General features: G+C 63.7%; 9 protein-coding genes. 3 read left to right on the forward strand and 6 right to left on the reverse strand.

Translation table 11 applies throughout. From position 1 onward, the window contains the following. The 4 genes from AC07S4_RS29325 to rpsL form a co-directional block, all read right to left on the reverse strand. The coding region (locus AC07S4_RS29325) for a GTP-binding protein (protein ID WP_494989949.1) at positions 1-297 on the reverse strand (297 nt) is incomplete at its 3' end. 74 nt (positions 298-371) lie between these two features. Then, positions 372-2,477, reverse strand: coding sequence for an elongation factor G (gene fusA / locus AC07S4_RS29330; RefSeq protein WP_494989950.1), 2,106 nt, complete (start codon positions 2,475-2,477; stop codon positions 372-374). Positions 2,478-2,588: 111 nt separating this feature from the next. Beyond that, on the reverse strand, positions 2,589-3,059 hold the full coding sequence (gene rpsG / locus AC07S4_RS29335; protein WP_161071442.1) for a 30S ribosomal protein S7: 471 nt from the start codon (positions 3,057-3,059) through the stop codon (positions 2,589-2,591). Positions 3,060-3,204: 145 nt separating this feature from the next. Next, the gene (rpsL, locus tag AC07S4_RS29340) at positions 3,205-3,588 is read right to left on the reverse strand and encodes a 30S ribosomal protein S12 (RefSeq protein WP_056392507.1); all 384 of its coding nucleotides are present in this window, start codon (positions 3,586-3,588) and stop codon (positions 3,205-3,207) included. A 256-nt stretch (positions 3,589-3,844) separates the two neighbouring features. Here rpsL and AC07S4_RS29345 point away from each other — a divergent pair, with 256 nt between their 5' ends. From AC07S4_RS29345 to AC07S4_RS29355, 3 genes are all read left to right on the forward strand, one after another. After that, positions 3,845-4,825: a GlcNAc-transferase family protein gene (locus tag AC07S4_RS29345; RefSeq protein ID WP_494989951.1), complete on the forward strand. Its 981-nt coding sequence runs from the start codon at positions 3,845-3,847 to the stop codon at positions 4,823-4,825. Positions 4,826-4,887: 62 nt separating this feature from the next. Then, the gene (locus AC07S4_RS29350; protein WP_494989952.1) at positions 4,888-6,858 is read left to right on the forward strand and encodes a phosphoethanolamine transferase; all 1,971 of its coding nucleotides are present in this window, start codon (positions 4,888-4,890) and stop codon (positions 6,856-6,858) included. Between the two features lie 8 nt (positions 6,859-6,866). Further along, positions 6,867-8,033 carry an acetyltransferase domain-containing protein gene (locus AC07S4_RS29355; protein WP_494989953.1) on the forward strand — a complete coding sequence of 389 codons (1,167 nt, stop codon included), beginning with the start codon at positions 6,867-6,869 and terminating at the stop codon, positions 8,031-8,033. 2 nt (positions 8,034-8,035) lie between these two features. On the opposite strand, the gene AC07S4_RS29360 is transcribed toward AC07S4_RS29355, so the two are convergent. Then, positions 8,036-9,613, reverse strand: coding sequence for a MutS-related protein (locus AC07S4_RS29360; protein ID WP_494989954.1), 1,578 nt, complete (start codon positions 9,611-9,613; stop codon positions 8,036-8,038). Positions 9,614-9,679: 66 nt separating this feature from the next. Continuing rightward, complete coding sequence (locus AC07S4_RS29365; RefSeq protein ID WP_494989955.1) at positions 9,680-11,290, reverse strand: GH35 family beta-galactosidase; 1,611 nt, start codon at positions 11,288-11,290, stop codon at positions 9,680-9,682. Positions 11,291-11,297: the final 7 nt, after the last annotated feature.

Here is an 11,297-nt window from a genome sequence, read left to right on the forward strand (position 1 = left end):
CATCTGCGCAGCACCGGTAATCATGTTCTTGATGTAGTCGGCGTGGCCTGGGCAGTCAACGTGAGCGTAGTGACGCGCTGCGGTCTCGTACTCGACGTGGGCGGTGTTGATGGTAATGCCGCGTGCTTTTTCTTCTGGTGCTGCATCGATCTGGTCGTAAGCTTTAGCTTCGCCGCCGAATTTCTTCGACAGAACGGTAGCGATTGCTGCGGTCAGGGTGGTTTTACCGTGGTCAACGTGACCGATAGTGCCGACGTTGACGTGCGGTTTGGTCCGCTCGAATTTACCTTTTGCCATTTTATTCTTCCTTAGAACAAGATTTAAAGTTGTCCGGCCAGGGGGATCGTCCCCCGGCCGGTCAATTCATTATTTTACTTCGCTTTAGCAGTCACGATTGCATCGGTTACGTGCTTAGGCGCTTCCGAGTAGTGCTTGAATTCCATCGTGTAGGTTGCACGGCCTTGCGTTGCGGAACGCAGGGTGGTCGAGTAACCGAACATTTCCGACAGAGGCACTTCGGCTTTGATGATCTTGCCGCCGCCGCCTGGGATTTCGTCCATGCCCTGCACCATACCGCGGCGGGACGACAGGTCGCCCATCACGGAACCGGCGTAGTCTTCCGGCGTTTCCACTTCCACTGCCATCATTGGTTCCAGGATGACTGGAGCCGCTTTACGGCAGCCGTCCTTGAAGGCCATCGAAGCAGCCATGCGGAACGCGTTTTCGTTCGAGTCCACGTCGTGGTACGAACCGAAGAACAGCGTTACCTTCACGTCCACCACTGGGTAGCCGGCCAGTACGCCGGAAGGCAGCGTTTCGCGCACGCCTTTTTCTACTGCAGGGATGTATTCGCGAGGCACGGTACCGCCCTTGATCGCGTCGACGAATTCGAAGCCCTTGCCTGGCTCTTGCGGCTCGATCTTCAGAACCACGTGGCCGTATTGGCCGCGGCCACCGGATTGCTTGACGAATTTGCCTTCGATCTCTTCGCACACCTTGCGGATCGTTTCGCGGTAAGCCACTTGTGGCTTGCCGACGGTCGCTTCCACGCCGAATTCGCGCTTCATGCGGTCAACGATAATTTCCAGGTGCAGCTCGCCCATACCACCGATGATGGTCTGGCCCGATTCTTCATCGGTCTTCACGCGGAACGACGGATCTTCCTGTGCCAGGCGGTTCAGCGCCAGGCCCATTTTTTCCTGGTCGGCCTTGGTCTTAGGCTCGACAGCCTGCTGGATCACCGGCTCTGGGAACACCATGCGTTCCAGGATGATGATCGACGATGGATCGCACAGGGTTTCGCCGGTGGTCACGTCTTTCAGACCAACCGCAGCGGCGATGTCGCCGGCGCGCACTTCTTTGATCTCTTCACGCTGGTTGGCGTGCATCTGCAGAATACGGCCCAGACGCTCTTTACGGCCTTTTACCGAGTTGTACACGGTATCGCCCGAATTGATGGCGCCCGAGTACACGCGGAAGAAGGCCAGCTGGCCGACGAACGGGTCGGTCATGATCTTGAAGGCCAGCGCCGAGAATTTCTCGTCGTCGGCTGCCTTGCGCGATGCTGGCTCTTCGTTTTCGTCGGTACCGGTCACGTCGTCGATGTCGACTGGCGATGGCAGGTATTCGATCACGGCGTCCAGCATGGCCTGCACGCCCTTGTTCTTGAAGGCGGTGCCGCACAGCATAGGAACGATCTCGGAAGCGATGGTGCGGTCGCGCAGCGCTTTCTTGATCTCGGCTTCCGACAGGTCGCCTTCTTCCAGGTATTTGTTCATCAGGTCTTCGGTCGCTTCAGCAGCGGCTTCAACCATCTTCTCGCGCCACTCGGCGGCCGATGCGGCCAGCTCTGCAGGGATATCGACGTAGTCGAACTTCATGCCCTGGGACGCGTCGTCCCAGATGATGGCTTTCATCTTGACCAGATCGATCACGCCTTTGAAGTTGTCTTCAGCGCCGATAGGGATCTGGATCAGGACCGGGTTCGCCTTCAGGCGAGCGCGCATCTGCTCGTAGACCTTGAAGAAGTTGGCGCCGGTACGGTCCATCTTGTTGACGAAGGCCAGACGTGGCACTTTGTACTTGTTAGCCTGACGCCATACGGTTTCCGACTGTGGCTGTACACCGCCCACTGCGCAGTAAACCATGCAAGCGCCATCCAGCACGCGCATCGAGCGTTCAACTTCAATGGTGAAGTCAACGTGGCCCGGGGTGTCGATGATGTTGATGTGGTGCTCAGGGAAGTTGTTCGCCATGCCCTTCCAGAAGCAGGTGGTCGCTGCGGAAGTAATGGTGATGCCGCGCTCTTGTTCCTGCTCCATCCAGTCCATGGTGGCTGCGCCGTCGTGCACTTCACCGATTTTGTGGTTCACGCCGGTGTAGAACAGCACGCGCTCGGTGGTGGTGGTTTTACCAGCGTCGATGTGAGCGGAGATACCGATGTTGCGGTAGCGCTCAATGGGGGTCTTGCGGGCCATAATAGATCCTAAATCTTTTAATGTACAAAACCGGACGCCATTTCTTCCAAAATGAGCCCGGCTTCGAACAAATGATTAAACGGCCGGAGCACCAGGCTCCAGCCAGTTTTATTAGAAGCGGAAGTGCGAGAACGCCTTGTTCGCTTCAGCCATGCGGTGCACTTCGTCACGCTTTTTCATCGCACCGCCACGGCCTTCGGCCGCTTCCAGCAACTCACCGCCGAGGCGTTGTGGCATGGATTTTTCGCTGCGCTTGTTCGCAGCTTCACGCAGCCAGCGCATCGACAGAGCCATACGGCGCACTGGGCGGACTTCAACCGGCACCTGGTAGTTTGCACCACCAACGCGACGGGATTTCACTTCAACCAGCGGCTTGGCGTTGTTGATCGCGGTAGCGAACACTTCCAGCGGGTCTTTGCCGGACTTGGCGGCGATGTGCTCGAAAGCACCGTAGATGATGTTTTCTGCGACGGACTTTTTGCCCGACAGCATCAGCACGTTAACGAATTTGGCGACATCAGTGTTGCCGAATTTTGGATCCGGCAGAATCTCGCGCTTGGGTACTTCACGACGACGTGGCATATCAATTCCTTTCAATCTTCAGTTGAGCTTGCGGCGATATGTTCCGCAGCTCGCGGATCACCATCATAGTGGTCCACTTACTCGGTCAGTTCGACCGATACATTCACTTAGTTAGCTGCCACCAGGTGAAACTTGTAATGCTTGATTACTTCTTACCTGCTTTAGCGCGCTTGGTACCGTACTTCGAGCGAGCTTGCTTACGGTCTTTAACGCCCTGGGTATCCAGTGCACCGCGAACCATGTGGTAACGCACACCCGGCAAGTCTTTTACACGACCGCCGCGCAGCAGAACAACGCTGTGCTCTTGCAGGTTGTGGCCTTCACCGCCGATGTACGAAATCACTTCGAAACCGTTGGTCAGACGCACTTTGGCAACTTTACGCAGTGCCGAGTTAGGCTTCTTAGGAGTGGTGGTGTACACACGGGTGCAAACGCCACGTTTTTGCGGGCTGTTTTCCAGCGCCGGCGATTTGCTCTTCACGCGCAGCGAAACGCGTGGGTTGCGAATCAATTGATTGATGGTTGGCATCGTTGTTAATCCAACAAAATTACTACCGTTGACAACCCGGACAAGCGTCCGGGGGCTAAAACCTAGTCCCGACTCACTACTTGAATGCGGCATCGAAGGCGCGAGCAGCCACTCACCAGGAGCGGCCTGCAAAAAGCGTATACGATGCGCAGAATAAATCGAGAACTCGCGAGTATAGACTGGTAAACAAGACGAGTCAAACCCTTTCGCCGCCGGAGGGCCCGCCGCTGCGGCATTTCGGCAGCATACCTGCCATATGGAAACTGTTACCATTTCCGCCATGCCGAACCAGAATATCTTCATCAGCCTGGCGTCCTACCTGGACCCGATGCTGTTCTTCACGCTCAATGACGCGGTGGCCAAGGCCGCCCGTCCGGAGCGCCTGCGCATCGCCGTGGTGGACCAGCATTATGCCAGCCAGCGCGCCGCCATCGCCGCGCTGCCCTTCGCCGGGCTGATACGCTATGTGCACGTGCAGGTGCAGGACACGCTGGGCGTGAGCTGGGCCCGCAACCAGGCCTTCTCGCTGTACGACGGCGAGCAGTATCTGCTGCAGATCGACTCCCACACCTGCTTCGAGCCCGGCTGGGACGAGTCGCTGCGGCGCCAGCACACGCAGCTGCGCGAGCTGTCGGCCAAGCCGGTGCTGAGCACCTACCCCTACCGCTTCGACATGGTGGACGGCCAGCCGCAGTATGCGGCGCCGGAAGGCAAGACGGTGCTGGTGCTGCGGCCGCATCCGGAAACGCCGCTGGCGCCCGGCGGCGAGGTGGTGCTGCGCTTCATCGCCAAGCACCTGTTCACCGACCGGCCGGTGCCGGCCTGCCACATCGCCGGCGGCTTCGTGTTCTGCGAGGGCGGCTTCATCGAGGAAGTGCCCTACGACCCGTATTTATACTTCCACGGCGAGGAGCAGAGCCTGGCCGTGCGCGCCTGGACCCGGGGCTGGGACATCTACCACCCGCTGCACGTGCCGCTCTACCACTTATATAAGGCGCCCAACACGCCGCACGAAAGCCACCACTGGCACGGCGAGGTAGACCAGCTGCGCGCCTTCAGCGGCGCCTACCTGACGGCGCGCGCGGCCGAGCGCCTCAAGCGCCTGCTGTGCGGCGACGGCCTGCCGGGCGCCTACGGCCTGGGCAGCGTGCGCAGCATGGAGCAATACAGCGCCTTCAGCGGCATCGACTACCGCACCGGCACCGTGCGCGACACCTTCAACGGCCAGCTCTGCTGAAAAACTCGCCGCGCGCGTCAAAGGGCCGGATAATGGGAAACTTTTTTTTCATGTCTGGTGTCATGCGTCATCTGTTTCGCCCTTCTTCCGGTTTTTCCGCTCCTGCCGCCAAGCCACAGGCCGCCCGGCTCTTCCTGCTGCTGAGTTACCTGGCCTTGTCGGCCGTGCCCTTTGTGCCCCTGCTGCTGGGCAAGCCGGTGGAAGCGCCCTGGCAGACGCTGGGCATGGAAGTGGTGGCCTGGGCCGCCGTGTGGGCCGTGTTCCAGCGCCCGGCCTGGTTCCACTGGCTGCTGCTGCCGGCCTTCCTGGCGCTGCCCACCGAGGTCTACCTGATCGTCTATTACGGCCAGGGCATTTCGACGCACCACCTGGGCATCATCGCCGAGACCAGCCCCAAGGAGGCGATGGAGTTCCTGGGCCGCACCGTCTACCTGATGGCGGCGGTGCTGGCCGGCGTGATCGCCTGGTTCTTTGCCAGCTGGTACGCGGCGCTCAAAACGCAGGCGCTGGCCTGGCGCGGCGCCTCTCGCTGGGTCGGGCTGGCCATCGTGGCGGTGCTGGCGGCCGTGGCCGGCTACGGCTGGGAATTCGGCGTGGCGGGCAAGCCCGCCGCCAAGCCTGCGCATGCCTCGGCCTCCGCGCCGGCATCGGCATCGGCATCGGCCAGCGTGCCAGCCTCCGGCTTTGGCGACGGCGCCTCGGCCGAAGTGGAAGACGCGGAGGAAGAGGAAGAAGCGGACAGCACGGCGAGCAGCGGCGCCAGCCCGGCCGCCGCCCGCACCGGCTGGAAGCTGGCGCCGCTGGCCTGGTGGGCCCGGGTGCCGGTGGACTTCTCGGCCTTCACCAATACCTGGCCCTTCGGACTGATGTGGCGCGGACTGGACTTCTACCACGAGCGCCAGCACCTGGCCGAGCTGGGACAGCGCAGCAGCACCTTCACCTTCAAGGCGCACCAGGACGGCGAGGCAGGCTCTGCCCCGGCCGAACCGCAAGTGGTGGTCGTGGTGCTGGGCGAATCGTCGCGCTACGACCGCTGGAGCCTGAACGGCTACGAGCGCAACACCAACCCGCTGCTGGCCAAGGAGGACAAGCTCGTCACGCTGCGCGACGTCATCACGCCGGTGTCGGCCACGCGCCTGTCGGTGCCGGTCATCATCTCGCGCAAGCCCGCCACGCAAAGCCTGAAGGACGGCTTCGCGGAAAAATCCTTCATCACCGCCTACAAGGAAGCGGGCTTCAAGACCTACTGGCTGTCGAACCAGATCTCGTTCGGGCAGTACGACACGCCGGTGTCCGTGTTCGCCAAGGAAGCGGACGTGATCCAGTTCCTCAACCTGGGCGGCTTCACCAACAACTCCAATTTCGACCAGGTGCTGTTCGACCCGCTCAAGCACGCGCTGGCCGACCCCGCGCCGAAAAAGCTGATCGTGCTGCACTCGCTGGGCAGCCACTGGAACTACAGCCAGCGGCACCCCAAGGAGTTCGACAAATGGCAGCCCTCGCTGTACGGCGTGAGCAATCCCGCCTACACCGACCTCAAGCTCAAGCCGCAGCTCAACAACAGCTACGACAACTCCATCTTGTATACCGACTGGTTCCTGTCGCAAGTGATCGGCACGCTCAAGGACAAGCGCATCAACGCCTCCATGCTGTACGTGGCCGACCACGGCCAGACCCTGTACGACGGCAGCTGCCGCCTGGCCTTCCACGGCCACAACACGCAATATGAATTCCACGTGCCCGCCTTCGTCTGGTATTCCGAGCGGTACGAGGAGCGCTATCCCGGCAAAGTGCAGCAGCTGCTCAAGCACAAGAAGGCGCGGCTGGCCACCGAGAACATGTTCCACACCCTGCTCGACATGGGCGACATCCGCTATGAAGGCGAGCGGCTGGAGTGGAGCTTCCTGAGCCCGAAATTCAAGCAGCACAAACGCTACGTCGACAGCTACGGCTGGACCAATTACGATAACGCCATCATCAAAGGCGACTGCCGCGAAGTCATCGACAAAAGCAAACCGCTCAAACAAGAGTAAGGACCGCCATGGCCACCATGACCACCCGCTTGCGCCTCACCTCCATCGACATGCTGCGCGGCCTGGTCATCGTCCTGATGGCGCTTGACCACACGCGCGACTTCTTCGGCCCGGCCCTGTTCGACCCGGAAGACCTGGCCGCCACCACGCCCGCCTGGTACTGGACGCGCTGGATCACCCACATGTGCGCCACCGTGTTCGTCTTCCTGGCCGGCGCCTCCGCCTGGCTGCGCGGCGCCAGGCCAAGCCAGGCCGGCGACGCCCGACCCGCCCTGTCCCGCTACCTCGCCACGCGCGGCGTGCTGCTGCTGGTGCTGGAGGCGACCTGGATCAGCTTCAGCTGGCAGTTCGGCTACAGCGTCATCATCCTGCAAGTGATCTGGGCCATCGGCATGGGCATGGTGGTGCTGTCGGCGCTGGTGTGGCTGCCCCGCTGGGCCATTGCGCTCGTCGCCGCGCTGCTGATCTGCGGCCACAACGCCCTCGACGGCTGGCACCCGGGCGGCCCGCTATGGCTGGCCCTGCACGAACGCGGCTACCATCCGGTGGGCGACAGCTTCGGCATCGTGTTCGCCTACCCGCTGCTGCCCTGGCTGGGCCTGATGGCGGCCGGCTACGCGACCGGTCCGCTATTCGGCCCCGGCGTGCCCGCCGCGCGGCGCCAGCGGCAGCTATGGCTCGCCGCCGCCGCGCTGATGCTGGCCTTCGTGCTGCTGCGCTCCGTGAACCTGTACGGCGACCCCGGCCCGTGGAGCGCGCAAGGGCGCGGCTGGATGGTCGACCTGATGTCCTTCGTGCGCGTGCACAAATATCCGCCGTCGCTGCAATATCTGCTGGTGACCGGCAGCATAGGCCTGGCGCTGCTGGCCGTGTTCGAGCGCTTGAAGCCGGAACCGCTGGCCTGGCTGCAGCTGTTCGGCCGCACGCCCATGTTCTTCTACACCGTCCACATCGCGCTGATCCACCTGCTGGGCAACCTCTACTTCGCGTTGCGCTTCGGCGGCACGCCCGACTTCAACGGCCCCACGCCCCGCATGCCCGCCGGCTACGAGCCCTCGCTGCCGGCCGTCTACCTGGCCTGGCTCTGCATGCTGCTCATCATGTACGCCCTCACCCGCCTGTGGCTGCGCTGGCGCCAACCCGCAGCTGCGGTGCAAAATGCAGGCGCCAGATAGCGTCAAGCCGCTTTCAGGACATGGCCGCAATCGTCGGGGTGGGCGAGGTAGTCGCTGAGCCAGGCGTGGACCTGGGCGGCTTTTCCTTCGATGGCGGGGCCGAATCCGTGCGTGGCGAGCAGGGTCAGGCCGTTGGTCTGCGCCAGTACGCCGGCACGCACGCGCAGCTGGCCGTCTTCGGCGCCGACACACATGGGGGCGAGGCGGTGCGCCAGCAAGGGCGCCAGCACCAGGTTGTGCGAGGAGACCACCACCGTGCCGTGCTGCGCCAGCGTATCCAGCACAGCGGCGGCGCCGGAGACGGATTCGAGGTGGTTGGTGCCACGGAAAATTTCGTCGATGATGAAGAAGGCGCGGCCAGTGCGGGCCAGCGCCAGCAGCTCGTGTGCGCGGCGCAGTTCGGCAATGTAGAGGCTTTCGCCGCCCGAGAGCGAGTCTTCGCTTTGCATGCTCGAATAGACCGGCAGCAGCGGCACGCTGGCGCTGCGCGCGTAGCAGAAGCCGAAGGCGCGCGCGGTGATCAGGTTCAGGCCCAGCGTGCGCAGCAAGGTGCTTTTGCCGATGCCGTTCTGGCCGGAGATGAAGGCGCCGCCGCCGTCGCCTGGCAGCGCAAACGTGAGCGGCATGGCTTGCTCAAGCAGCGGGTGCACCACGCCGTCCAGCGCCAGCTCGCCGCTTGCCAGGCCATCGGCGGCGGCGGCGGCGGCCCAGCAGACCACGGGCGCGGCGCGCAGTTCGCGGGCCAGCGCAAGGTCGGCTTCGAGGCCGGCCACCATGCGGAAGCTTTCGCGCAGGAAGCCGCGCTGGGCGAGCACCAGGTCGCGCCCGGCGAAGTAGCGGCGGATGTTGGTCAAACCTATCCATTCGCCATATTCCTTCAAGCCGGGTATGAAGCCCTCCAGCGGAGAGCGGCCCAGCTGGCGGCTGATCCTGCCCGCCTGCGCGGCGCCGCCGGCGAATGGCGCGGCGATGGCGACGGCGCCCTCCCCCAGCTTGCCGAGCAGGCTGTGGGCGCGCAGCTGCAGCTGCATGGCCTGCACCAGCCGCTCCCATTGCTGCGACTGATCGTAGTACTTCACCTGCACGCCCATCAGCAGCGCCCACAGCCCCAGCGCCAGCACGCTGGCGGGCCACCACAGCAGCGTCGCTGCCGCAACGGCCAGCATGGCGGGTCCCAGGAACTTGAGCCAGCGGGTCCAGCGCGGCGCGGCGGCGGGGCCCGCGCCGAACAGCATGGCGGCAATCTCGGCTTCGGCGGCACGCAGGCCGCTGCAGGCGGCCTGCAAGGCGCTGCGGCCTGCTTCGTCCTCCGCGAGCGCGCGCACGCGGGCGACGGCATCCGGACCGGCTACGCCGCCATGCAGGCGGCGGTGCAACTCCTGCTGGCCGAAGATGCTTGTTTCAGGCGCCAGGCGGTCCGCATACTGGTCGAGCAGCATGTCGTCCCAGGTTTGCTGGTCCAGCAGCGCGGGCGGGGCTTCCCCGGAGGCGGACAGCGCGCGGGCGTACTGCGCCACGTCGCTGCGGGCAAAGGGATAGTCGATAAGGGGTGCGGTGAAGCCGGCCAGCAGTTTGAACATGTCCGCAGTAGCAGTGGTTGAATTCCTGGCAAGTTGAGGCGATTGCCAGGAATTCAATACGCATGCTCAGCGGATTTTGTAGAGCTTGACCTTCTGCGCGGACCAGCGGTCGCCGTCGAGGCGGATATGGCGGCCCTGGTGGGTCTGGTCGCCGTTCATCCAGCGCCCGTCCTGCCACACGCCGTCCTTGAAGCTGCCTTCGGCGGCTTTCTCGATGCCCACCAGCGTGGCCGGGCCTGCCGGGTCGCGGAAGGTGACGGTGAGGCCTTTGCCTGCGACGACAAATTCGTCCTCGCCGGTCTGGATCACCAGCCCGCCACGGCTCTCGAACTCCAGGCTCTCGGTCTTGCCCCACTGGTTGGCCAGGCTCACTTCGAGCTGGTAGCCGCCCAGCGCCACTTTGGCCGGCGCGGGATCGACCACGCCGTCATACGAAACGTTGGCCTTGAAGCCGCGCATCACGCCCTTGCCCTGCGACTGCATGATGAGCGGCGCCATTTGCCTGAGCAGCGCGTAGGCGCCGCGCAGCGGATCGTTGGGCGCGCGCTCGATGTCCTCGATGCCGAAGGGCGAGTAGCCGATGGCATCCAGTTCGCCTATCGAGAAGAAGGCATTGGCGCCCAGCTCCGGGCGGCCGATGCGGTTGCCTTCGGGGACGAAGAGCGGATTGTCCGACCGCTTGAACTGCCTCGCCCATTCCGCGAAGTTGGCGAAATAGGTGTCGATGGCGAGTATGTCGACCGCCGGCGCGGCGGCCTTCCAGACGTCGAACAGGTGCGGCAGCGGCCCCGCGCTCGGATATTCGCCGGGCTTTTTGCCGGGGCGGTTCAGCGCCACGTTCACGAACATGGGCAGGCCGTAGGCGGCCTTGCCCGCCGCCGCCAGCTCGTTGGTGAAGGCGGCGTAGTACCAGGCCTGGAACACTTCCTGCGCTTCGATGGAGTCGCCGAACACCTCGCCCCAGCTGCCCGCGCTGCGGCCGCCGTGGCTTTCCCACAGCTTGCGCACCATGGGGTGCAGGGTGGCGCGGTTGGCGGCCAGGTAGGCGGTGAGCTGCGCAGGGACCGGACCGGCGAAGGCGGCGTTGGCGGGCGCGCTGTAGTCGCGCACGTCCGGCAGCATGCCGATCTCGTTCTCGACCTGCACCATCAGCACGGTGCGCTGCGTGTCCGCTTGCGCGAGGTGCTTCATCATGGCGGCAAAGGCGGCCGAGTCGGCCTTCAGCGTCGCGGCGCTGAATGGAGAGAGGATGTCCTGCACCTCGCCGGCGCGGTTGCGCGCGCGCGGGAAGCGCTGCTGGTCGCGCTTGACGAAGGGCGGCATATAGGTGGACATGGAGTTCTTCCATGCGCCGAACCACAGCAGGATCAAGCGGCTGTTGCCGGCGCGCGCCTGCTTCAGCATGCCGTCCAGCACCGTGAAGTCGAAGCGGCCTTCCTGCGGTTCGATCTGGTCCCACTCAATCGGAGCCAGTACCGTATTCACGCCGGCTGCTTTCAGCGGCGCCCACAGTTTTTCAAGAAAAGGGAGATGTGAAGCGGATGAGTTGTGCAACTCTCCGCCGAGCACCAGGAAGGGATGGTTGTCGACGATGAGTTGCACTGCCGTGCCCTGCTTGCGCAACTGCGGCACGGGTGCATCGGCGGCGGCAAGCGCGGCGGACGATGCGCAGAGCATCGCCGCC

The sequence above is a fragment of the Pseudoduganella sp. GW821-FHT05F09 genome (genome assembly GCF_059419605.1).

What these genes read in the sequence shown, in the direction of transcription:
- fusA (WP_494989950.1), bottom strand. Translation starts at nt 2,477, where the DNA reads ATGGCCCGCAAGACCCCCATTGAGCGCTACCGCAACATCGGTATCTCC.
- rpsG (WP_161071442.1), bottom strand. Translation starts at nt 3,059, where the DNA reads ATGCCACGTCGTCGTGAAGTACCCAAGCGCGAGATTCTGCCGGATCCA.
- rpsL (WP_056392507.1), bottom strand. Translation starts at nt 3,588, where the DNA reads ATGCCAACCATCAATCAATTGATTCGCAACCCACGCGTTTCGCTGCGC.
- AC07S4_RS29345 (WP_494989951.1), top strand. Translation starts at nt 3,845, where the DNA reads ATGGAAACTGTTACCATTTCCGCCATGCCGAACCAGAATATCTTCATC.
- AC07S4_RS29350 (WP_494989952.1), top strand. Translation starts at nt 4,888, where the DNA reads ATGCGTCATCTGTTTCGCCCTTCTTCCGGTTTTTCCGCTCCTGCCGCC.
- AC07S4_RS29355 (WP_494989953.1), top strand. Translation starts at nt 6,867, where the DNA reads ATGGCCACCATGACCACCCGCTTGCGCCTCACCTCCATCGACATGCTG.
- AC07S4_RS29360 (WP_494989954.1), bottom strand. Translation starts at nt 9,613, where the DNA reads ATGTTCAAACTGCTGGCCGGCTTCACCGCACCCCTTATCGACTATCCC.
- AC07S4_RS29365 (WP_494989955.1), bottom strand. Translation starts at nt 11,290, where the DNA reads ATGCTCTGCGCATCGTCCGCCGCGCTTGCCGCCGCCGATGCACCCGTG.